Below are 23553 nucleotides of genomic sequence, written 5' to 3'. Positions count from 1 at the left end.
GATATCGAATTGACTGTGCTGAAATAAACAAAGTTTATTTCCGTTGGTCACTCAGTTTAATTAAGTCTAAATTTTGTTACGCTTTAAAAGCGTATGTTAGAACTTAATCTGTACGAGTGCCCACACAGATGATTGCTTAAATTTTTAAAGAACAGTGCAAACAACCTTGTGTTTACCGCGACGCTTCGTCGCTGTTAGGGCTGCGTATGTTACGCTTTCCTAATTTTTTGTCAACACTTAATTTTGATTATTTTCTTTTTATTCTGAAAACGTTCAAAACTCAGTTTTACTTGACTCAACTAACTCGTGATTCGCTGCTATGCTGCGTCGTTCCCCGTGTTGGTGGAGGCGCATTATAGAGAGATTTGATTTGAGCGCAACCCCTTTTTTAAAGAAAGTTTGCAAATTTGGTGCGTTAGCTCATTTAGCGAACAAAAGTGGCGTTTTATTAACAAAAACGCCATATTTTTACGCTTTAGTTAACCGCTATGTGTAAAGTTTGACCGCCTTTACGTGCATACTCGCACTCGGCTTCGAGTTCTGCTTGCATTAGCGGGTGCTGGCTAAACCATATATGTGGAATAACAATTGATAGATCATTATTTGATGTAACTAACTTTAATTCAGGTAGTACGTCGTCTTTTCGACGCATACTTAATATAACGGATAGACGTAATATGTGGAGCAACTTAGATGTCACATCCGAAAAGCAGCCTAATGACTCAAAGTTTAACTTGTCGATATCTTCTTTGTGATACTTAACTAAAAAAACAACACGGTTTTTCTGTGCCTTGGTAAAACCTGGCATATCAGTATTCGTCATTATGTATGCGCCATGTTGACCATACTTTTTATAACCAATTAATAAGCCTGTTTCATGTAACTTCGCAGCAGCGTCCAGAATCGATAAGTCTTCATCATTCAACTGCCAATCATCTTTTACTTGCTTTGCGAATAAAAGTGCGACGTCCGCGACACGTTGTGATTGTGTTGCATCAATATGATAACGGCTGATAAAGCTTTGAACTGTGCGCTCTCTAATATCGCTATTATGTAGCTCCGGGATCATGGAGTACAAGACTCCCTCCCTTAATGCACCACCAGCAAGCCCCATTACTTCAATATCTAAACTTTCAAATAATGCGATTAAAATTGAAAGACCCGATGCAAATACAAGTTTTCGTTCTTGCATTAATCCAGGAAGGTCGAGTTTATCAATCGATTTGTATAAAACAGCTTGGTGTTTAATGGCATTCAGTTTATCAAGCGTCAGTAAATCATCTTGCCTTTGTGCAATCATGATTTCCTGAATAGCTTGAACCGTACCGGATGCCCCCGACACACTTAACCAACCAAGTTGTTTATACTCAGCCACTACAGGCGCAATAACTTCTTTTGCTGCATTTGTTGCGGCTTCAAAATTATCATGCGTTAACAAGCCATTTTCAAAGTACTTTTCAAGATAGGTTACACAACCCATATTTAGGCTTTTATATAAAAGAGGATCAAAGCCATCGCCAATCACCACTTCTGTACTGGCACCACCGATATCAATAACCAGTTGTTTACCGAGTGTTGATGAAGTGTGCGCCACCCCTTTATAGATTGTTTTTGCTTCTTCTTCACCACTGATTACGCGAATTGGATGACCGAGAATTAGCTCTGCTTTTTCGACAAATTGCTGTGCATTTGCCGCTAAGCGTAATGTAGCTGTAGCAACAATCGTAATATTATCTTTCGGAATATCTTGAAGTCGCTCAGCAAAAAGGGAAAGACATTCCCACCCTCTTTGCATGGCTTCAATGCTTAACTGGCTATTTTCATCCAGCCCTGCCGCTAATCTTACCTTTCGTTTAACACGTCCAATTGTTTGCAAGTCGCCTGCTACGGCTTTGGCTATTAACATATGAAAACTGTTAGAGCCTAAATCTATAACGGCATAACAGTTCTGATCATTTGCTTTATCAACGGTTAGCATTGATACCTCAAAAAACTACTAACTATGAGCTCTTCTTTGAGCTGGTTTATTTGAGCGTCGGTTATTTTGATTTGGACGCTTTGCACGGTTATAACGCGGCTTAGGAATGTCGTCTAACAATGCTGTTTTATCATAATGTGACAATGGGATCGCATGGTCAATATACTCTTCAATTGGCTGAAGGTTGTATGCATATTGCTCACAAGCAAAGCTAATGGCATGACCATAAGCACCTGCACGACCAGTTCGACCGATGCGGTGAACATAATCTTCACAATCATCAGGTAAGTCAAAGTTAAACACATGACTTACTGCATCAATGTGTAATCCACGTGCGGCAACATCGGTCGCAACTAAAAAGTCTAAATGACCATCAGTAAACTGCTTTAAAATTGAAATACGTTTTTTCTGATTAACGTCGCCCGTAAGTAAACCTACACGGTGCCCGTCTGCTTTCATCCACTGATATACGTTTTCACACATATGTTTTGTATTAGCAAATACAATTGCTTTATCCGGCCACTCTTCTTCTATTAATGTAAGAAGAAGTGGAATTTTATCGTCTTGAGATGTGTGGAAAAGCTCTTCTTGAATGCGCTGATTAGTTTTTTGCTCAGGCTCAACCTGCACATGAATCGGATTGGTCATATGCTCAAACGCTAATTCTTGTACGCGGTATGAAAGTGTAGCCGAGAACAGTAAATTTAAACGCTCTGTCGCTTCAGGCATGCGGCGCAGTAAATAGCGAATATCTTTAATAAAGCCAAGATCGAACATACGGTCAGCTTCATCAAGTACTACAACTTCGATATCGTTTAGGCTGTAATTGCCCTGCTTATATAGATCGATCAATCGGCCTGTTGTGCCAATTAAAATATCTACACCTTTTTCTAACTGTGCCTGTTGTTTTTCATATTCCTCGCCACCATATACAATGCCAAGGTTAAGTTTACAGTCGGGTGCAAATATTTTTGCATCGTTATAAATCTGTAACGCTAACTCCCGAGTAGGCGCCATAATAAGCGCTCTTGGGTGTTTACTTGCCCCTTTACTATTGACCAATAAGTGGTGACAAGTCGCAGCTAAAAACGCAATGGTTTTACCTGTACCAGTTTGAGCTTGCCCTGCAATATCTCGTTTTTGTAGTGCATAAGGTAAACTTTTTGCCTGAATTGGCGTACAAAGTTCAAAGCCTTTGCGAGTAAGTCCGGCAACCACTTCCGGCGCAATATCAAAGTCGGCAAACTTTGTTTCGGTTAAATGTGTCTTATTCATAGCGAATAAGCATAACGCTTAAACTTGCAATAAGAAACAATAGTGTTTAAATACGCTATAAATAAATTCGCGAAAATTATCGGAGAACCCAATGAGCGATAAAATTATCCAACTAACAGACGATAGCTTTGAGTCTGATGTAGTTAATGCTAGCGGCCCTGTACTAGTTGATTTTTGGGCTGAGTGGTGTGGTCCTTGTAAAATGATCGCGCCAATTCTTGATGAAGTAGCAGAAGAATTTGCTGGTCGTGTAACGATCGGTAAATTAAACATTGACCAAAACTCTGGCACGCCGCCAAAGTTTGGTATTCGTGGTATTCCTACATTACTACTGTTCAAAGACGGTCAAGTTGCTGCAACTAAAGTTGGTGCACTATCTAAAACTCAACTAGTTGAGTTTTTAGAAGAGAACGCATAAGAAAAAGGCTGGTTTAACCAGCCTTTTTTCATTTTTGCACTGATTATTTTTTATAAAGACTGGACGCTTTTAACAAGAGCTGCTATTTTCTACATCATATTTATCCTAAGTAATTATTCATTATTACTTCCACTCAAAAACCTTGAGAATAAAATATTAAAGAACCCACCAATATGCATTTACGCGAACTTAAAAATAAGTCGATTAACGAACTTGTAAAACTAGCTGAGTCCATGGGACTTGAAAATGTAGGCCGCTTAAGAAAACAAGACATTATTTTTGCCATTTTAAAAGCTCACGCAAAGAGCGGCGAAAACATCTATGGCGGTGGCGTATTAGAAATACTTCAAGATGGATTTGGCTTCCTTCGTTCTTTCGAAGCCTCTTATTTAGCTGGGCCAGATGATATCTATGTATCGCCTAGCCAAATCAGACGCTTTAGTTTACGTACTGGTGACACAATTAATGGATTAATTCGTCCGCCAAAAGATGGCGAACGTTATTTCGCACTACTTAAAGTTAATGAAGTAAACTTCGACAAGCCAGAAAACTCTCGTACTAAGATCCTTTTCGAAAACTTAACACCACTTCACGCAAACGACCGTTTACGTATGGAACGTGGTAATGGTAGTACTGAAGATATCACAACCCGTGTAATCGATTTAGCAGCGCCAATTGGTAAAGGACAACGTGGTCTATTAGTAGCTCCGCCAAAAGCGGGTAAAACAATGTTGCTACAAAACATTGCACAGTCTATTAGCTCAAACCACCCTGAGTGTGAGCTTATCGTTTTACTTATCGATGAGCGTCCTGAAGAAGTTACCGAAATGCAACGCCTTGTAAAAGGTGAAGTAGTTGCTTCAACGTTCGACGAACCAGCAAGCCGTCACGTACAAGTTGCCGAAATGGTAATTGAAAAAGCGAAACGCTTAGTAGAGCACAAAAAAGACGTAGTTATTCTACTTGATTCAATTACGCGTTTAGCACGTGCCTACAACACCGTAATCCCTTCATCAGGTAAAGTACTTACTGGTGGTGTTGATGCCAATGCACTACATAAGCCTAAGCGTTTCTTCGGTGCAGCGCGCAACGTTGAACAAGGCGGTAGCTTAACGATTATTGCTACAGCGCTTATCGATACTGGCTCTAAGATGGATGAAGTTATCTACGAAGAGTTTAAAGGTACTGGTAATATGGAATTACACCTTAACCGTAAGATAGCGGAAAAACGTGTATTCCCAGCAATCGACTTCAACCGCTCAGGTACACGTCGTGAAGAACTACTTACCAAAGCTGACGAACTTCAGAAGATGTGGATTCTCCGTAAGATCGTACACGAAATGTCAGAGATCGACGCAATGGAATTCTTAATTGATAAACTTGCTATGTGTAAGACCAATGACGAATTCTTCGATTCAATGAAACGAAAGTAATTGCATCATAATTTAAAAAACGCCAGCACTTAGCTGGCGTTTTTATTTGCCCAATACAAAATCTGTTCTATAACTATTATACACTTAGAGTTAAATTTCAGATTTATGCAAATACATAAACTACTCTTTCCAAGCATAATAATTTTTGCACTGTGCTCGCTATTAATCCTGTTTTTAGCTGAAGCCTCTACCCTATACTTAGTACTGCAAAGTATTATGTCGCTGGTTATTATTGGTATATTTGGATACAGCCAAAAAAGTAAAAAAGCCGACGCAAGCTTTCTAACATCCTTCTCTCAAGCAGTTGCTAACCCAACAAAAGTAAACATCAAATTTCGCTTTCAAAATAACGGCAATACAGACTATGCCGAAGAATGCACCTATATTGATAACTGGCTTGAAGTAATGGACCATCTAATTACTGAGGTATATGCATCATCAGCACGGTTATATCCAATGGCAAATGAGCTAAAAGATACGTACAGTTCGATAATGCAAAAAGCAACAATGCAGCATAGCCATGGCGAGACACTCGGGCAATCAATGTCCGCCATGGTGGAAGTATCCGCCCAATTAGATGAAAATTTGGTTTTAATTTACCAAGCGGTAACAAACGCCAACGACTCCGTAAAGCAAACACGCGCCGATGCAGATCTTAGCCAACAAAGCCTATCATCGCTAGCAACTAAGATTGAAAAAACCGGCGAACAACTTGAACAACTAAAAAAAGACAGTGACCAAATTACGTCGATTATTGAAGTTATCAACTCCATTGCCGAACAAACCAATTTACTTGCTCTTAATGCCGCCATAGAAGCAGCTCGCGCCGGCGAACAAGGGCGTGGTTTTGCAGTAGTAGCCGATGAAGTGCGTAACCTTGCCGCACGCACCAGCGAATCGACCAAAGAAGTTAGTGCCATGGTAAGTCGCATTCAATCTGGCACTGACTTAGTACATCAGTTAATGATGAAAGCACATGAAGAGACTCAGCAAACAGTCAATTTATCGCAGCAGGCAAACTTAGAAATAGACCAAATAGATCACGCCATGAATGAGATTCACTCGTTATCTGAACAAATACAGCAACAGGTAAAACAACAAAGATCCGCGTCAGACGATGCACAATCATCGGTTTATGCCATGATAGAATTAAATACTGATGCACTTTCAAACTCTAAAATCCAATCGGTTACCAGTGATGATTTACTTAACTTAGCCACCAGCTTACGAGAAAAGCTCGAGCTGTTTGATTTTAATGATAAAGAGTGGAATACCAGTACACGAACTAAACTGCGGCGAGAGAGCGCTGAAGCGCCTAGCGAAGTGGGTGAAATAGACTTATTTTAGTAATTTTACGCACTCAATTAACTTTGAGTGCGTAAAAACATAATCTCAGATTAACCAGCAAAGAACTGGTTAATTAAAAGATTAGCTTATTTAACAACTGTGATATCAATTGTTTCTGATTTACCACGATAACTAGAAATTAAGGTAAACGAGCCCGTTTTCGAGCTTGATGCACTCACTTCTAAATACGCTTCATTAGTACCTAACTTCTTAAATTGTGATGTAACTAAGTCGGTACCAGAAAATGACCAACCAGCAAACTCCGATACGTTAAAGTCGTCAGATACGTCTGCTAGATCTGCAAATGCCTGCAAAGATACTTTTGCACCTTGTTTAATACTAATGCTCTCGGCACCGGTATTAATCTTTAAGCCATTTAATGTTGAATCACCAGTTACTTCAACAGTAACTTGTGCCTGTTGACCACCACAAGTAGCAAACACATTCGTCGTGCCCGATGTTAGTGCCACAATATTGCCTTGTACCTCAGATTCATTTGAAACTGCAGCAACAGCACTATCACTCGCAGCCCAAATAGCGCTGTTTGAAATAATATGTGTATCACCATTCAATAAGGTTAGCTGAGGTTTAAGTGACTCACGTTGAGCAAGCTCCATAGCTAGGCTTTCAATATTATTATCTGAATGTTGAATCGTAAGCGCGCTTAATTGAGCAATTGATGTTGAAAACGAGTCACTGCCAGTTACACCATCAGTGTGCTTTGCGGTAATAATCAGCTCTTCACTGTCTTCTGCTGAAGTAGATAGTAGACCGTTAGTATCAACACGAGCTGTCGCTGACCCTGCTAGCTGCCAAGTTAATAAATTTGTATCTGGAGCACTTACATAACCATCTTGATATGTAATTGTCGCAGCGAGTTGCGCATCAACACAGGTAGTAACTTGATTGCTGTCAGAGTTTTTAAGAACAACATCTAACGCCGTTGCTTTACTATCGCTAATTGAAAGCTCGGTTGTTGCTTCAATATCATTGATAGTTGTTGCTGTAAAAGTCACTAACCCTTGATTATCTTCAAGCGTTTTTACTGCAGTTACCAAACCACTTGAGTTGATAGTAGCAACATCAGTATTTGATGAAACCCACGTTACCTCTTTTGAAACGTCTCGAACATCACCTTTAGAATCTGTACCCATCGCAACTAGTTGATGAGTTTGTCCCGGACGTAAACGAATATCGTTACCAGTAAATTCGATGCTTTCGATAATAGTACCATTTGCACGCTGCGACTCTAATTTAACTGCTTTAACCAACGCAGCAGGATCGTCTGATTCGCTGCACCCCGAAAGTACAACTGCGGTCGCTAACGCTAAAGGTAATAATTTAAACTTTTTCATATGCAATTCCCTTTAAAATGTATAGCTTACGCCAAGTGTATAATTTGCTAGTTTTAAGTCTGAATCGGAATGCAATACTTGGTATCCCAAGCGGACTTTAATCTCTTCAAAACTAGGGATTTCTTGATTCAAACCTATGCCCCAAGCAAAACCATTGTAACTATCAATGTTGTTATATGTTTCTTCTGGGCCTGTTACAGCAATGTCATTCCAGCTCCAGCCCAGTAAAATGTCAGCACTAAAACCATAAGATGCGGGTGACTCAAAACGACCAAATAGAGAATACGATTTATCTAGCTCGAAGTTCATACGATACAAGTTATCATCCGTACTTGAAACTGCCACCTGTCCTTCTAAAAAAATACCGTCGAAAAATTCGTAACCTGCTTTTAAATTCACAGCATTTGGGTTCACCGTTTCATCCGCGATTTCAAAATCGTTATACGCGTAATCTAATCCAACATAGATATCATTCGCTGCAAAAGCTGAGCCGCAAAAAAGCAGAGCACTTGTAAAGATTAAAGATTTCATAAAAATCCTTTTTGTATAATTGTGTCCCCATTCTATTGAATGCTAAACCAAAAAGCACCCTCAGAAGTATAAACAATTGTAACCATGTATTCGGGAATACAATTGCCCGTAAGTTGCGCAAAAGGTTATACTATCACCAATCAATTTTTATTATTAAAAGCCTGACAATACTATGAAATATAAAGACCTCAGGGACTTTATCGAACTGTTAGAAAAGAAAGGTCAGCTAAAACGTATCAAGCAAGAAATTGATACCTACTTAGAGATGACCGAAATAGCCGACCGCACTTTGCGTGCAAAAGGCCCTGCACTACTTTTCGAAAATCCAAAAGGCTATTCTATTCCTGTACTTGCTAATCTATTTGGCACACCTGAGCGTGTTGCTTTAGGTATGGGGCAAGAAGATGTATCTGAACTAAGAGAAGTTGGTAAGCTTTTAGCCTTTTTAAAAGAGCCTGAGCCACCAAAAGGCATTAAAGATGCGCTAAGCCAACTACCTGTGTTTAAGCAAGTACTCAATATGCCACCAAAAGAAGTTAAGAAAGCACCATGCCAACAAGTGATTGTTGAAGGTAATGATGTTGATTTAACTAAGCTACCAATCCAACACTGTTGGCCTGGCGATGCTGCGCCACTAATTACTTGGGGCTTAACAGTTACGAAAGGACCTTATAAAAAGCGCCAAAATTTGGGCATTTACCGCCAACAATTACTTGGTAAAAACAAAATCATTATGCGCTGGTTATCACACCGTGGCGGCGCGCTCGATTACCAAGAATGGTGTAAAGAACACCCAGGTGAACCTTATCCTGTCTCGGTAGCACTTGGGGCCGACCCTGCAACCATTTTAGGGGCAGTAACCCCTGTACCTGATACCCTTAGCGAATACGCTTTTGCCGGTTTATTGCGTGGCAGCAAAACAGAAGTGGTAAAGTCAATTTCGAACGACTTGCAAGTTCCTGCTAGCGCCGAGTTTGTATTAGAAGGTTATATTGAACAGGGCGAGATGGCACCAGAGGGGCCTTATGGCGACCACACTGGTTATTATAACGAAGTTGATGACTTCCCAGTCATGACAGTAACCCATATTACACACCGTAAAGACCCTATCTATCACAGCACCTATACTGGCCGTCCACCTGATGAGCCTGCTATTTTAGGTGTCGCACTTAACGAAGTGTTTGTACCAATTTTGCAAAAGCAATTCCCTGAAATTGTGGATTTCTACTTGCCACCTGAAGGTTGTTCTTACCGTATGGCCGTGGTCACCATGAAAAAACAATATCCAGGTCATGCAAAACGCGTAATGATGGGTGTTTGGTCATTCTTACGTCAATTCATGTATACTAAGTTCGTTATTGTGTGTGATGATGACGTGAATGCGCGCGACTGGAACGATGTAATTTGGGCAATTACTACGCGCATGGATCCTGCCCGCGATACCACAATGATTGAAAATACCCCAATTGATTATCTCGACTTTGCCTCACCTATTTCTGGCTTAGGATCAAAAATGGGGCTTGATGCCACCAACAAATGGCCAGGCGAAACCGACCGCGAATGGGGCGAACCCATCGTAATGGACGATAAAGTCAAACAACGTGTTGATGAAATTTGGGATTCACTCAACATTTTAGAAAAGTAACGCAGTTAAACTTGCGTCGTGAAAAGGTTTAAAAATGCAATTAGTTAAAGCAAACGTGGTAAGCATTACTCCATTAACAGAGTTTGTTTATAAGGTTGAACTAAAACCAAGTGAGCCAGTGTCATTTGAAGCAGGTCACTACCTGCAACTGGTATTGGGTGAAAAGGATAAGCGTGCATTCTCAATCGCAAGCCGCCCAAGCCAAACAGAGCTATTAGAATTACATATCGGTGCATCAGAAGAAAACAGCTATGCTATGCAAGCGCTGGATCACCTAAAAGAGCACTTTGCGAATAATACGCAAGCTGAGCTTGAAGTGGGCTTAGGCATTTCACAACTACGCACTGAATCTGAGCTGCCACTTGTGTTACTTGCCGGCGGCACAGGTTTTTCATACGTAAAATCAATGGCCGATCACCTTGCTGAAATCAAATCAACACGCCCTGTGTTCTTTTACTGGGGTGTACGCGATGAGTCAGCACTTTACGCAAAAGATGAAATGGAAAAGTGGGCTGCAAGCCAAGCTAACTTCAACTTTATTCCTGTAGTAGAGCACGCAACTGACACATGGCAAGGTCACACAGGCTATGTGCATAAAGCTGTAATGAAAGACATTGTTTCGCTAGAGCCTTATGAAATCTATATGGCAGGTCGCTTCGATATGATTGGCCCTGTACGTGATGACTTTATTAATCACGGCGCAATTCGCGAAAACATGTATGCAGATGCCTTTGCATTCATCAAATAATACGAATGCAATTTACTAAAAGGAGCCATTTGGCTCCTTTTTTATTTTCGAGATCATTTGCTACTGACACTCCCTGACACAACAGCCTGATTAAATAACGTCATCATTTCAAAGGAGACAAATGATGAGTAACGTAATCGAAATCGTAAACTTTAAATTAGCAGAAACCACCCAAGCCGCAGAGTTCACAGCTGCTAATAACGCATTGCAGCAATTCCTCAATAACCAAACTGGTGTGCTATACCGCTCACTTGCCAAACAACAAAGCGACAATATTTACGTTGATGTGGTTTACTTTGCCACCATGGCAGATGCTAAACGTGTGCAAGAAGCATTTTATGAAAATGAAATTTGCCAGCAATTTGCCAAGTTAATTGAAAAAGAAAGTGTTATTTTGGAACACTACGATGTAGTGTCACAAACACCTTGTGACGCATAATTAACACGTAAAGCGCATTAAATTAAGGAAATATGGTGCATAAATCTGAGCGTTTATTTCAACTGGTTAACTTACTTAAAGGCCGCCGCCTTGCTGTAACCGCCAAACAGCTTGCAGATAAACTAAACGTATCTGAGCGCACCATTTACCGCGATATTCAACATTTACAAACATCGGGCGTGCCTATCGAAGGCGAAGCTGGCATTGGGTACTTAATCGCTGAATGTGACCTGCCACCCATGATGTTTACCCTCGAAGAGCTGCAAGCCTTAATGCTAGGCAGCCGCATGGTTAGCGAATGGACGGATCCTGTTTTAGCCGATAAAGCCCATTCTGCACTCGCTAAAATTGAAGCGGTATTACCAAGTAGCTTAAAACAAAAAGTGGATGATCTGCCCTATTTAGTATCGGGTTGGAGTCACAACCAAGCGCAACAAGCCTTTACCCTCACCTTACGCCAAGGCATAGAGCAACACCGTTGTGTAAAAATTGATTATTCCGATGCCAAGCAGCAAACCACCACCCGCCTTGTTGAACCTTTAGGCATGGTGTATTGGGGTGGCAAATGGACGTTAATCACTTTTTGCCGCTTACGAAACGACTATCGTGAATTTCGCATAGACCGCATTCAAGCGGTATCACTTACGGAACTGACTTTTGCCACCCATGGTGATAAATCGCTAGCGCATTATGTGAAGCTAGTGCAGGAGAAGTATGGGTGACGAAAGACCGAAGCAACGCTCCGCAGCTTAAGGAAGTGAGGTCATGGATGACCGATGGAACCAAGTTTCATGGATGAATTTTAAAAATGCTAATCTCCCTTTCGAATTCCTCTGCACCATGAAGCAACGCGCTAATCATCCCTGTACGCTTTCTAACTCAAAGTCTCTGTCTAGCATTATACACTTAAACTTTGTTTTCAGGTTTAATTAATAGGCGAAAGAGTAAACCTAAGAATCAATCAAGTACTCGGCGAGGAAGTTAGTTTAATAAAGTCAAATAAAAAACCTCTTACCCCTGTTTTTATATGCTGATCAAAGAGCTATGAGCTATGAGCTATTTTATTTAGCCAAAAAATTGATTGACAGAAAAGTAATATGCACCTAGATTATCTTGTACCTATTTTGGAAATTTAACAAGGAATTTAGTTAATGAAAATATTAATAAACACTATTTTGGGGATTTTGCTGTTTGTTGGTAATGTTTCGTATCAAGGAAATAACGTTTCAGTAACCAATGTCGCCTTTGCATATTGGGGGGATGGCGATGATGATGGTTCCGAAGTTCCACCTCGAGCAGCCCAATTATTTTGTAATGATCAATCGGCTGAAGCCTATACTAGTTGTTACAATTCAGGAGTTTCTGCTATCGGAGGGTTAACTGCAGGTTGCGCAATAGTTGCTGCACTACTAAATCCACTTGCGGGAGCCATAGGCGCAACAATTTGCTTCTCTTCCGGCTTAGAAGCAAATGAAAAGCTTACAACTGCTTGTGATAATCATGCCACAGAAGTCTGGAATAGATGCATGTATGTGTAGTTTGAGTTACCTGCATGAAAAAACTATTTATCCTCATTGCAATAATAGCTATTTCAAGCGCAGCCTTGATTATAAAAAAGCAAGAGAGCACTGACCAAGTTGTTTATAAGCAAGTTAAAAATAAGCTAATACACAGTGAGGATGCTTCACAAAGCATAAGTATTGCAAACGTTCTATTGGATTATAAAAAAGACACTTATAACTGTGATATCGAAGTTAACACCCTACTTTCCGAGAATGAAGACAAGTGGAACTCAATCAGAAATGATATAAACACATACTTTAAAAGAATGCCATTTTCTGAAGGCATAATGGATCTATTGTTTATAGTAACAGATTATGGCCTTTACAAAGGCAGGTTGCTAGTAAATCAAGAGAATTACCAAATATTATCCCCATACTATAATCAAATTGAAGCAAAAGTAGTTCTAAGTCCGGTCAAAACTAAGAAGTTAGTCGATGAATTATTGTTCTCATATCAGTTATTTTTTCAAAGATATGAAGTTGATGATTTAAGAAATAAATACTTCACCAGTAATGATATATTAGATTTTTGGGGAACTGTTGCAAGCGCAACCAATGACTTTAGCTTGTTGAATGAAATTACTCTAGAATTAATTAACTTAGGTTATAAATTCACGGCTTCAGATCTTTCTATCGCAACTTATAAAATGTACCCAGAAGATTTTTTGAATTTGTTGATTAATAATTCAGATGTAGATCTATCATCTAGTATAGATGTAATGGGAAGGAAAAGGAGTTTAGCATTTGTAGCAGCTAAGGCAGGTAATGTCGATGCATTAAAACTGTTTATTAATATGGGGGTGACTCTAAGACCGGACAAGCTTTCTTGGTCAACTTTAGACGCAGCTACTTATTATCGAAAAAAAGGGTCTTTGGATCAAATAACTTACATGAAAATGATGGATATTTTAGGAGAGAGGTCAGTATTTAACAAAAAACACTTGTTTGAATATGCAAAAAAGAACTTATCAGGAAAACAAATTGTAAAATATGAGCCTTTGAAAATAAGCACGACAGAGAATATCCAGTTACAGCATGGTATAGATAGTATATTAACACTAGACTCAATTAATAACCGTCTAAGTAAAAATTGTTTGCCATTGCTGATGAATCAAATTGATAATAAGTTCGATCAGCTTTTAACTGTTAAAAATCAAAAGCATGTTATGGATAATTCCTTAGTCCAAAAAGAAGCGGAAAGTTCTGAACAAGAATTATTTGGTATTGGAGGGCTAACAGGTAAGAGAGCTGTTAGAGCTCAAAGAACACTAAACTTAAAAGAGAAAGCTGAAAAACATTTTAAAAAATTGAAAGATACCGATTTAGAATTTTTGCAAAGCCTTAAGTCAACATTAGATACTGATAACACGATCAAAACCTTGACTGAAACGCTGAAATCAGAAAAAGAAGCAATCGACATAACCCTTATAATAGCAACTCAGCAGGGGAATCTAAAAGTAATTCAAGAAACACTTGCTCTTGGTGCAACCATACCCGAAAATATTTGGTTTTACATTGCATCTTCTGGAAGTGAACAAGTCGCTCATTTATTAGTGCAGCATGGGGCCTCTATAAATAACGCTGACTCGTCCAATCTAAGACCTCTACATTATTCAATTATGCTACAGTCGAAAGCTGTTTTTTTGTATTTGTTAAATGCAAATGCAAGCCCTTATGCTGCAGATGTATATGGAATGGATGGCTTGGATTTATCTTTGGAAATATTTCCTCAAATAGACCTTAATGCTTTTTATACGAAAAAGCTAGTTGATAGTAGACACATAATTTCTAAATCTCATTTACAAAGAGTTAAAGAAATAAAAGTAAAGAGTATCAGCGATTATTTTAAGCTGATCAAGCAGGTACCTAATCTAGAGCTTTACGAATAAGAGTTCTATAACGCTTTTGGGATTTTAAGTACATTTAATATAACTGTAAACGAAAGTTAAGCCTTCTTGGTAGTTATTAAATTTTAAAATAATATTGATTTGGATGTAATAAACTCAAATGCCTCAGACAGTCTTTAAATGGAAAGAGGGATCTTGTAATAAAAAAGTAACATAAAGCCCAAGGATGGGCTTTTAAGGAATACAGGGAGGCGTGTGTTATTTTGAAAAATGACGCTATAGCATTACGCGTATTTCCCCATTAACACTTTACGCTCGCTATCGCTTAAAAACGCGATTTGTAATGCGTTCTTTTGTGCTTGCGTGATTTCTGCCTGTGTTAAACCTGCTTGTGGTGCTGCCACCTCAAATTCGTGGCGAATTTCAATATTACTTACACTTGGGTCATCCGTATTAATTGTAGCTAAAATACCATGTGCTAAAAACTGTTTTAGTGGGTGCGTTGCCATTGATGCAACTGTGCTGGTTTGAATATTACTGGTTAAGCACGATTCCACACCAATTTGGTGATCGCGTAGGTAATCCATCAGTGCGACGTCTTCAATTGCTTTTACACCGTGGCCAATACGTGTTGCGCCAAGCTCTTTAATTGCATGCCAAATGCTTTCGCTGCCTGCGGCTTCACCTGCATGAGTGGTAATTTGTAAACCTGCATCGCGTGCTTGTTTAAAATGACCTTCAAATAAGTTACCTGGGAAGCCAAGCTCATCACCCGCTAAATCGAGTGCAATAAGCTCATTTTTGTGCGCCAGTAAGCCATCAAGTTCCGCTTGGCATGCTTCAACACCAAAGGTGCGCGATAAAATACCAATCAACTTTGCTTGAACGCCCGTCTCGCGGCTACCCGCTTTTACGCCGTCAATTACCGCAGCAACTACATCTGCAATATTCAGGTTGTGGGTTTGCGCCATATAAAATGGGCTAAAACGCAGCTCAACATAATCAAGTCCCTGCCCTTTAGCATCAAACATATTTTCATAGGCAATGCGGCGGCATGCATCTAAATCGCCAAGCACTTTTACGCCCCAATCCAGTTTTTGTAAAAAGCCAAGTAAATCGGGCTCATTTTCAATTACTTGTACATGTGGGCGCAGCGACTCAACATCGCTTGCTGGCAAATCCATATTAAATTTTAGGCCAAGATCTAAAATGGTTTCTGAGCGAACATTTCCATCAAGGTGACGGTGTAAATCAAGAAGTGGAAGAGTTGAATCGATCATGGCTTGACCCTTAAAAATTTAAAATTGCGCGGATTCTACGTAGTTTAGCTATAAAAGCAAGGATTGCTTAGGACATAGGTCCTCGCTTGGGTAAAAATACAAATATAAAAAAAGCGCCCGTCGGCGCTTTTTAATCATAACCTTAATTTTTAGCCACGTTATACCAATTCACTTAAGTAGCTAATCATCCTAGCGGGCTAAATATCATGCTAACTGCGTTAGAATTTATCAATGTAGAACAACTACATAAGAAAAGTTCCGCCTTGTTACCATTTCATTTATCCAGCGCTATCCCTGATCACATACTTAACAGAATTGGTATTAAACATAGGTTTGATAGAGCGAAATTGCTTTATCAAGTTGCCCTGTTTGATTAAAACACTCAGCCGCAACACGCCAATGCTTGTTTGCATTTCCTTTGCTCAACACTTTGTTAAATACCTTGCAGGCAAGCTCAAAATCACCTTGCGCTTTAGCGATGTAAGCCAGCGTTAGCAATAGTGTCTCATCTTCCGGTATTTTCTTTAATCGGCTTTGGATAAACTTTTGTGTGTCAAATAATTTAGTATTGTTGCACTTACTGAGGATTTGCCACACCTCGCGGTATTTATCACCCTTCGCTAGTTTTAATAAACACTTATCGGTTTGCTCTGGGGAAAATGAGGCAAGATTAGTCAGATAATGAAACTCTGCTTTTTCTTTGAGTTTCTTCGGTAAATTACCGTAAGCACTGTTTAATGCATTTAAGTCTAACGCTGCAAAATAACGTTCAAATAACTGTTGCCACTGCTCATCACTAAGCGCATGTTTTTTCTCAAAACGACTTAGCTGATCATTAAGCGTTGACCAATCTTGTTGAGCTACTAAGTACTCGGCAAAATTAGCCAGCTCTAAGTTAGTCGCTTTTTTGTTCTTAGTTATTTGCTCCATGCTTTCTTTGGCAAGCTCAGCTTGCTCACTTTCCACCAGCATTTGCGCAATATTTGATGCGTCTTGCTGCGCAACTTTTTCAAGATGTAGTCGCGCATCGGCTTTATTACCACTTTCTAACGCGGCTCGTGCTGAAATGGCTTGTGCAATGCTTTCCCAACCTGCTGGTACATGGGCTTTTGCAAGACTTTGCTGTGCGCCAGTAAAATCACGATTTATAAACTGCCAAACGCCTGTTTTTAAATTATTTAATTTGCGTTTATCGGCGCGCGATGCCCATTTAAAACGAGTAATACCATACAGTGATAAGACATAACGCAGCAATTTATAAATCACAAAACTAAACGCCGCCAGTAAAATAATGGCAATTACAAATGCGGTGATCGTGCCTTCAATGGTGTAGTCGTTAAAAGCAATTAGCACATAACCTTTTTCACCTATAGCCACTGGCGCGAGCGCAAGTACAACTAATGCAATAACAACCGTGATAATTGCCTTGCTCATAGTAGCTCCTTAATTGCAGCTGCAGAATTAAAGGTAATCTCTGGTGTGAACACAAGAGGCCTAGCATTTAATTCACTCAATTGATTATTAAGGTATTTTACATTTGCAGCTTGCACATCATAATAATTGTTAACTACGTTTTGTGCTTGTTGCAGTGCTGTAGAGAAAATGGCTGGCTGCTGCTTTGTAAGCGCAGTTTGTGCTTGTGCCATATAAAAACGTAATTGATGTCGGATCAACGCTTGCTCTTCTTGGCTTAATAACGGCTCTATCGGCGCTGTGCGTTTGCGCACTTTAATAAAGTCATCCACCAGCAAGTCCCAACTGCGTTTTAAGTTTGACTGCCAATCATCCACATTATTTGAAAGCGCCTGCTGATCAACTTTATCAGCTTCTTCCGGTAGCACCACCATATTAAGCGGTAGCTCATCAAGATTAGCGATTAACCCAGACAACTTTAAATATAAACCTTCAACATCAGCCGTTTGTACCGCTTGTAATGCTTGAATATCTTGATGTAGTGCCGCTCTAGCTTGCTGAGTACCCGGAAAGTTTTCAAGCAGTACATCTAAACGTGCCAGCATTGCCGCAGCGCCTAGGTAATCATTTTGCACCAACGCCTTAAATTCTGCCATACGGTAAAGGCTTTTCACTTCTTCACGATTTAGCTCTGGTGTTTGTTGGTTAGCAGCATGTAACTGTTGAGCAATTTTTTCATTAAGCGCCAGCTCTGCCTCAGATACCTGAGCCGATAATGCATTCTGCAATTGTTGATTTTGATTTTTTAATGCCAGCGCCTGTGTATTAACTTGGGCAATCTGTTCAGCGAGCGTGTTGTTTTTGTTATTTAACTTAACGAGAAAATTTTTCTGTTGTTGAAATAAGGTATAGCCGTACCCTAATCCACCAACCGCTGTAAGTGATACCAACAACGCAACAACAGCAATTGCCTTGCCTGAACCTGATTGCTTTGCCACGGCTGGTTTTGAAGCGCTATTGCTCGTAGTTTGCGCCTTACTTGTTGGCTTTTCGCTAATCGTACTCTTTGCCGTTATGTCTTTTTCTTGTTCCATAGCGTGACTCTGTTGATGTTTATGTTGACCTGCAATGGCATTGATAATGCTATCATTATCAGCACCTTGGCAATTAATAATGTGTTTTACATTGGCTTTGTCTTGCAAGTAGTTAACGCAGCGCTCACTTACCAAGTAAACGGTTAGCTGCGATAACCAGATTTTATTTGTCGCTATTGCTAAAAAGCTATCGATACTTGCATTGCTCGTTAAGACAACGGCATCTATACCATTCGCTTGCCAATTAGCCGCCATTGCATCATTTAAATTAGCATTCGCCAAACGCTGGTAAACGGCTAGCGGCTGAAAAATCGCTTCGCGCGCTTTTAATTCTTGCGCTAACTTATTGCGCCCACCTTTGCCTTTTACCAATACAATTTGTTTACTTGCCACATTGTTGAGCTCTGGCATGGCAAGCAAACCTTCGCTGGTTTCAACCAACGGGCTAGCACACGGCTTGTTGAACAGTTCGGTTACCGTTTCAGCGGTACTTTTGCCAACAGCTAAACAGTGGCTGTGTTTTGCTAGTTCAGGTTGTAACGCATGTAAGAAACGTGCGGCATCTTGTGACACAAAAAGCACAATATCGGCACTTTCAAGCATAGCAAGTTGCTGTTCACTCACTGCAATTGCTTCAAGCGCCAGTAATGGTTGAATGGTGCTTTTAATCGCCATATTTGATAGGCGTTCAGCTAATTGTTGGCTCTTGTCCTCTGGCCGTGTGAGTAAGATATGTGTCACATGCACTCCTTGTTAGTTACCGTAAACTTCAGCAAGAATTTTATCAGCACCTTGCGATAACAAGTTATCAGCTACTTGCTCGCCGATTTGTTCTGCATTTGCCACATTACCAGCCAGTGTATGCTGCAAAATTACCGAGCCATCTAACGCGCCCACTAAACCGCGTAGTGTTAGTGTTTCACCTTCAACAGTTGCAAATGCACCAATCGGAACTTGGCAACCACCTTGTAACTTACGGTTCATTGCGCGCTCTGCTAGTACACGATAGCGCGTTTCTGTGTGCTCAAGTGGCGCAAGTAACGCTTTAGTTGTTTCGTCATCGCTACGACACTCAATACCTACCGCACCTTGACCATTTGCAGGTAATGAGTCTTCTGCCGCAATAAAGTCTGCAATGCGTTCTGGCATTTCTAAACGAATAAGGCCTGCAGCGGCAAGAATAATTGCGTCGTATTCACCGGCATCTAATTTTGCTAAACGCGTATTTACGTTACCGCGTAAATCTCTAATTTCGAGATCAGGACGCGCCGCTTTTAACTGACACTGACGACGTAGGCTCGATGTACCAACAATTGCACCTTGAGGCAAATCAGCTAGCGACTTAAAGTTGTTTGATACAAATGCATCTCGCGGATCTTCTCGTTCACAAATTGTGTGCAGTTCTAGTCCATCAGGGAATTCAACCGGAACGTCTTTCATCGAGTGAACGGCAATATCTGCGCGACCTTCCATCATAGCGACTTCAAGCTCTTTAACAAATAGGCCTTTACCACCAATTTTCGCCAGTGGTGTGTCTAAAATTTTATCGCCTTGAGTCGACATAGGCACAAGCTCAACCGTTAAATTAGCATGGTGCTTTTCCAGTTCAGCTTTTACAAACTCTGCTTGCCAAAGAGCCAATGCGCTTTTACGTGTTGCAATACGAATAATTGGATTATCTTGAGACATAATTTTCCTACACTGACTCGCTACTGGTCAGTTACTTTAAATTGCTTGCTCGCCAACGTTTTTCCGTCGGCAATTAATTCTACACGCCACTCGCCTAGTTGCAGTGCCGCTATATTTTTTGATGAATAGGTACGGTATCGCTCTGCAAATATTGAAAGCTCAACATCCGCTTGCAATTGATCTTGAAAATACCACTTGTGGCGCACCACTTTACCTTTTAAGCCGTTTACTTCAGTAAAGAAGTACAATTTTTTGGTAAAGCTCGCCCTTGCGATTCGTTCACCAATAATATCAACAGGCTCTCGCGCTTTAATGTCACGCGATAACAATGCGCGCGTTACACTTTGGGTATTCATTTTTGCGCCAAGTGCAATATCTGCTAAGTCGACATTACTGTTTTCGTTTGCTTGTTGTTCAATATCGATGCTCACAGCCTGCTCTAATAACTCATCGCTATTTTCGGCTGTTTTTGCCAGACTATTATTCGTCACGCTTTCACTAACAACCGCTTCACTGTTATCAACATCCCCAGGATTGCTAGGCTCTAGCTCGACTCGTTGTTCAACCGCAGGTTGAGTGACAGAAGCTTTCTCTATTGGTACTTCAGTTGGTGTAGATTGACTTAAACCAACCTTTTCGGTTTCATTAACAGTATTTTTAGCATTGTTCACAGCTGATGTTATCGTTTTCACAACGGTTGAGTTGCCTTTTTGCACACTGGCTTTTGTTAATGATTGGCTCGTTTCTTTTGGATATTCCGTATTTGGAAATAAGTACATAGTTGCCAAAACTAATACGACTACCACCAACAACAGCGCCGCAAAAACACGCGCCCAGCGCCATTGGTACTCAACTTCGCTCGGTTTTGCATTTTGCGCGGATTGGTTTTGCTTATTAGCCAATGTCGCCGTAATTTTTATCTTTTGTGCCACTATTCCTTCCTAGTTTAAGCGCGAAACCAACCAAGTACGGATCGCCTTAATTTCCTCTAAACACACTTGGTGTGTCATTGGGTATTCCTGCCAACTAACTTCATAACCCAATTCAAGTAATGTTTGATGTGCTGCTTTTCCTGCGCCTGTTGGTACCACGTCGTCAAAACTGCCATGAGCCATAAATACATTTAAGCTTGCTTGCTGCTTTTCGAGTTTAAGTTTAGCAGGCTCACACATATAGGTAGAAAGCGCCATAACACCCGCCAACTGATATGGTAAGCGAGGTGCTAAATACAATGACACAACGCCACCTTGCGAAAAACCCGCCAAAATAATATTGCTAGGCGCAATACCATTGTCGATTTCAGCATCAATTAATTGCTGTACTGCCGCAGCAGATTGTTGCACACCTTGCTCATCGGCGCGTTTATCTAGATCAAGAGATTTAATGTCATACCATGAACGCATCGCCATACCACCATTTATGGTGACCGGTTGAATTGGTGCGTGTGGAAAAATAAATTTTACACCCAGTTCTGCAGGTAAATTAAGTTCCGGTACGATAGGTGCAAAACCATCGCCTGAGTCACCTAAACCATGCAACCAAATTACCGTTGCTTTGTGACTTGATTGCGGCTCAATAATAACTGCGTCTAAACTCATTTATTCAGCTTCCCATACAATGCTTGTACCCGCTTGTTTGCTCGCGGCATCATTCATAAATTGCCAGAACTCAGAGCCACTACGGTTATCAATCCATTTATCACCATGGCGCTCAAAATGGTGACCATTAAACTTAGTTGCTACCCACAACTGTTGTAAAGGTGCTTGTTTATTAAGAATGATCTTACTGTTATCGGGAAAAATAATTTCTAAAATTCCCGAGGCAGATTCATAGTCTAAGTCGACCTCGCAGGCATCAACTTGCTCTTCTAAGTTAATAAACAAATCATCGATTAACTGATGGTATTCTTGGTCTGTCATAGCTAAATTTCCAAATTGATTTTTTGATGCCAATAAAGCATAAGAAAAAACGTCAATATCCTGCGTTTTTGCGCTTTTTTCTGATAATCTCTATTCAATAATACCAACCGTGGCATTCACTTGTCAGTAATAAGTTTTATAAACAGACGATATGGTTAAATGTAAGAAATTAGTTTCAGTATTTATGAGTGTGTCATTGCTCATTTTAGCTGGTTGCGGTCAAAAAGGTCCTTTATATCTTGCCGAGCAAGATCAAGTGGAATCAAATCAACCAAAGCAGCAAACCGACGCTGATAAAGAGCAACAGGAGCAACAGTAATGGACTATTTTAACTATAACGATAACGAACTGTTTGCAGAACAAGTCAAGGTTGAATATATTGCCAAACAATATGGTACGCCTTGTTATGTATACTCGCGTGCTACATTAGAACGCCACTATAAGGCATTTTGCGACGCGGCAAGTCACCATAATCACCTTGTATGCTATGCCGTAAAAGCTAATTCAAACCTCGCTATTTTAAACGTATTGGCGCGTCTTGGTTCTGGTTTTGATATTGTTTCTAAAGGTGAACTGGCACGAGTAATTGCAGCCGGTGGCGATACCAGTAAAGTGGTATTTTCAGGTGTTGCTAAAACACATGACGAAATTGCCTTTGCTCTAGAGCACAAAATCAAGTGCTTTAATGTTGAATCAGAAGCTGAGCTTGAGCGTATCTCGCAAGTTGCAACTGAGTTGAACGTAAATGCGCCTATATCTATTCGTGTAAACCCAGATATCGATGCTAAAACGCACCCCTATATTTCTACCGGTTTGAAAGAAAATAAATTCGGCATAGATATTAAAATTGCGGTTGATGTATATAAGAAAGCGGCGAGCTTACCTAACTTAGATATCAAGGGTATTGATTTTCATATTGGCTCACAGCTTACCGAAGTAGAACCTTTTATAGCGGCGCTTAAAAAAGTAATCGCGCTCGTTAAAGAACTTGCATCTCATAATATCAAATTAAGCCATGTTGACGTTGGCGGTGGTTTAGGTGTTCCGTATGCCCAAGAAGCACCTCCGCATCCAAGTCAGTACGTTAGTAAAATCACCGAATGCTTAGCAGAATTACCCGATGTTGAGCTAATTTTTGAACCTGGCCGCGCTATCGCAGCCAACGCTGGCATTTTGGTCACCAATGTTGAATACCTAAAACAAAACCAAGGTAAACACTTTGCGATTGTTGATGCAGGCATGAATGATTTACTGCGCCCATCTCTTTATCAGGCTTGGCAAAATATTATTGCAGTAAAGCCGCGACAAGGTAAAACCGAAAATTACGATATTGTAGGCCCCGTATGTGAGACTGGTGACTTTTTAGGTAAAGACCGCGATTTGTGCATTGAAGCCGGCGATTTAATTGCCGTGCGCAGTGCCGGTGCGTACGGTTTTACCATGAGCTCAAACTACAATTCACGTCCGCGCGTAGCTGAAATAATGGTAGATAACGACCAAGTTCATGTAATTCGCCAACGCGAAACTATTGACGACCTATACCGAAACGAGTGTACACTGCCTTAAGCACAATCATAGTT

At 40.4% G+C, this 23553-nt stretch carries 22 protein-coding genes; 11 read left to right on the top strand and 11 right to left on the bottom strand.

Annotation, left to right across the window (positions count from 1 at the left end):
* Window positions 1-475 precede the first annotated feature (475 nt).
* On the bottom strand, window positions 476-1978 hold the full coding sequence (gene gppA, locus PSPO_RS00330) for a guanosine-5'-triphosphate,3'-diphosphate diphosphatase (protein WP_010562306.1): 1503 nt from the start codon (window positions 1976-1978) through the stop codon (window positions 476-478).
* Window positions 1979-1996: 18 nt separating this feature from the next.
* Window positions 1997-3253 carry an ATP-dependent RNA helicase RhlB gene (rhlB, locus tag PSPO_RS00325; RefSeq protein ID WP_010562307.1) on the bottom strand — a complete coding sequence of 419 codons (1257 nt, stop codon included), beginning with the start codon at window positions 3251-3253 and terminating at the stop codon, window positions 1997-1999.
* 91 nt (window positions 3254-3344) lie between these two features.
* Here rhlB and trxA point away from each other — a divergent pair, with 91 nt between their 5' ends.
* The 3 genes from trxA (at window position 3345) to PSPO_RS00310 (ending at window position 6451) form a co-directional block, all read left to right on the top strand.
* Window positions 3345-3671 carry a thioredoxin TrxA gene (gene trxA / locus PSPO_RS00320; protein ID WP_010562308.1) on the top strand — a complete coding sequence of 109 codons (327 nt, stop codon included), beginning with the start codon at window positions 3345-3347 and terminating at the stop codon, window positions 3669-3671.
* Window positions 3672-3844: 173 nt separating this feature from the next.
* Window positions 3845-5104, top strand: a complete 1260-nt coding sequence (gene rho, locus PSPO_RS00315; RefSeq protein ID WP_010562309.1) for a transcription termination factor Rho — start codon at window positions 3845-3847, stop codon at window positions 5102-5104.
* A gap of 216 nt (window positions 5105-5320) precedes the next feature.
* Window positions 5321-6451, top strand: coding sequence for a methyl-accepting chemotaxis protein (locus tag PSPO_RS00310; protein WP_233430442.1), 1131 nt, complete (start codon window positions 5321-5323; stop codon window positions 6449-6451).
* A gap of 86 nt (window positions 6452-6537) precedes the next feature.
* Here the strand turns inward: PSPO_RS00310 and PSPO_RS00305 are convergent, their stop codons facing one another.
* Both PSPO_RS00305 and PSPO_RS00300 read right to left on the bottom strand, forming a co-directional pair.
* On the bottom strand, window positions 6538-7806 hold the full coding sequence (locus tag PSPO_RS00305; protein ID WP_010562311.1) for an Ig-like domain-containing protein: 1269 nt from the start codon (window positions 7804-7806) through the stop codon (window positions 6538-6540).
* Between the two features lie 12 nt (window positions 7807-7818).
* Window positions 7819-8337 carry an outer membrane beta-barrel protein gene (locus PSPO_RS00300; protein WP_010562312.1) on the bottom strand — a complete coding sequence of 173 codons (519 nt, stop codon included), beginning with the start codon at window positions 8335-8337 and terminating at the stop codon, window positions 7819-7821.
* 172 nt (window positions 8338-8509) lie between these two features.
* On the opposite strand from PSPO_RS00300, the gene ubiD reads away from it, so the two are divergent.
* The 6 genes from ubiD (at window position 8510) to PSPO_RS00270 (ending at window position 14620) form a co-directional block, all read left to right on the top strand.
* Window positions 8510-9982, top strand: coding sequence for a 4-hydroxy-3-polyprenylbenzoate decarboxylase (gene ubiD / locus PSPO_RS00295; RefSeq protein WP_010562313.1), 1473 nt, complete (start codon window positions 8510-8512; stop codon window positions 9980-9982).
* Window positions 9983-10016: 34 nt separating this feature from the next.
* A complete protein-coding gene (fre, locus tag PSPO_RS00290; RefSeq protein ID WP_010562314.1) occupies window positions 10017-10730 on the top strand; it encodes an NAD(P)H-flavin reductase in 714 nt (237 codons plus the stop codon).
* A gap of 121 nt (window positions 10731-10851) precedes the next feature.
* Window positions 10852-11169, top strand: a complete 318-nt coding sequence (locus PSPO_RS00285) for a hypothetical protein (RefSeq protein WP_040642321.1) — start codon at window positions 10852-10854, stop codon at window positions 11167-11169.
* Between the two features lie 32 nt (window positions 11170-11201).
* On the top strand, window positions 11202-11891 hold the full coding sequence (locus PSPO_RS00280; protein ID WP_010562316.1) for a helix-turn-helix transcriptional regulator: 690 nt from the start codon (window positions 11202-11204) through the stop codon (window positions 11889-11891).
* 429 nt (window positions 11892-12320) lie between these two features.
* Window positions 12321-12707: a hypothetical protein gene (locus PSPO_RS00275; protein ID WP_010562317.1), complete on the top strand. Its 387-nt coding sequence runs from the start codon at window positions 12321-12323 to the stop codon at window positions 12705-12707.
* A 14-nt stretch (window positions 12708-12721) separates the two neighbouring features.
* Window positions 12722-14620, top strand: a complete 1899-nt coding sequence (locus PSPO_RS00270) for an ankyrin repeat domain-containing protein (RefSeq protein WP_010562318.1) — start codon at window positions 12722-12724, stop codon at window positions 14618-14620.
* A gap of 242 nt (window positions 14621-14862) precedes the next feature.
* On the opposite strand, the gene add is transcribed toward PSPO_RS00270, so the two are convergent.
* The 7 genes from add to cyaY all read right to left on the bottom strand — a co-directional run bounded on the left by add (window position 14863) and on the right by cyaY (window position 21973).
* Window positions 14863-15858, bottom strand: coding sequence for an adenosine deaminase (gene add / locus PSPO_RS00265; protein ID WP_010562319.1), 996 nt, complete (start codon window positions 15856-15858; stop codon window positions 14863-14865).
* Window positions 15859-16179: 321 nt separating this feature from the next.
* A complete protein-coding gene (locus PSPO_RS00260) occupies window positions 16180-17292 on the bottom strand; it encodes a heme biosynthesis HemY N-terminal domain-containing protein (protein ID WP_010562320.1) in 1113 nt (370 codons plus the stop codon).
* Complete coding sequence (locus PSPO_RS00255; protein ID WP_010562321.1) at window positions 17289-19106, bottom strand: uroporphyrinogen-III C-methyltransferase; 1818 nt, start codon at window positions 19104-19106, stop codon at window positions 17289-17291. Before PSPO_RS00255 ends, PSPO_RS00260 begins: the two co-directional genes overlap by 4 nt.
* Before the next feature lie 12 nt (window positions 19107-19118).
* Window positions 19119-20054: a hydroxymethylbilane synthase gene (gene hemC, locus PSPO_RS00250; protein ID WP_010562322.1), complete on the bottom strand. Its 936-nt coding sequence runs from the start codon at window positions 20052-20054 to the stop codon at window positions 19119-19121.
* A gap of 20 nt (window positions 20055-20074) precedes the next feature.
* Entirely contained in the window at window positions 20075-20986 is a 912-nt protein-coding gene (locus PSPO_RS00245) for a DUF2914 domain-containing protein (protein WP_010562323.1), read from the bottom strand.
* Window positions 20987-20995: 9 nt separating this feature from the next.
* The gene (locus PSPO_RS00240) at window positions 20996-21652 is read right to left on the bottom strand and encodes an alpha/beta hydrolase (RefSeq protein WP_010562324.1); all 657 of its coding nucleotides are present in this window, start codon (window positions 21650-21652) and stop codon (window positions 20996-20998) included.
* Complete coding sequence (cyaY, locus tag PSPO_RS00235; RefSeq protein ID WP_010562325.1) at window positions 21653-21973, bottom strand: iron donor protein CyaY; 321 nt, start codon at window positions 21971-21973, stop codon at window positions 21653-21655. It lies immediately after the preceding gene.
* A 151-nt stretch (window positions 21974-22124) separates the two neighbouring features.
* Between cyaY and lptM the strand changes: the two genes are divergently transcribed.
* Together lptM and lysA are read left to right on the top strand one after the other, a co-directional pair.
* Window positions 22125-22292: an LPS translocon maturation chaperone LptM gene (gene lptM / locus PSPO_RS00230; RefSeq protein ID WP_084616578.1), complete on the top strand. Its 168-nt coding sequence runs from the start codon at window positions 22125-22127 to the stop codon at window positions 22290-22292.
* Entirely contained in the window at window positions 22292-23539 is a 1248-nt protein-coding gene (gene lysA, locus PSPO_RS00225; RefSeq protein ID WP_010562327.1) for a diaminopimelate decarboxylase, read from the top strand. Before lptM ends, lysA begins: the two co-directional genes overlap by 1 nt.
* Window positions 23540-23553: the final 14 nt, after the last annotated feature.

It is taken from the genome of Pseudoalteromonas spongiae UST010723-006 (assembly GCF_000238255.3).
GTDB classification, from domain to species: Bacteria; Pseudomonadota; Gammaproteobacteria; order Enterobacterales; family Alteromonadaceae; genus Pseudoalteromonas; species Pseudoalteromonas spongiae.
Note: the sequence above shows the minus strand (reverse complement) of the source record. Positions and strands in the feature narration are given on the sequence as shown.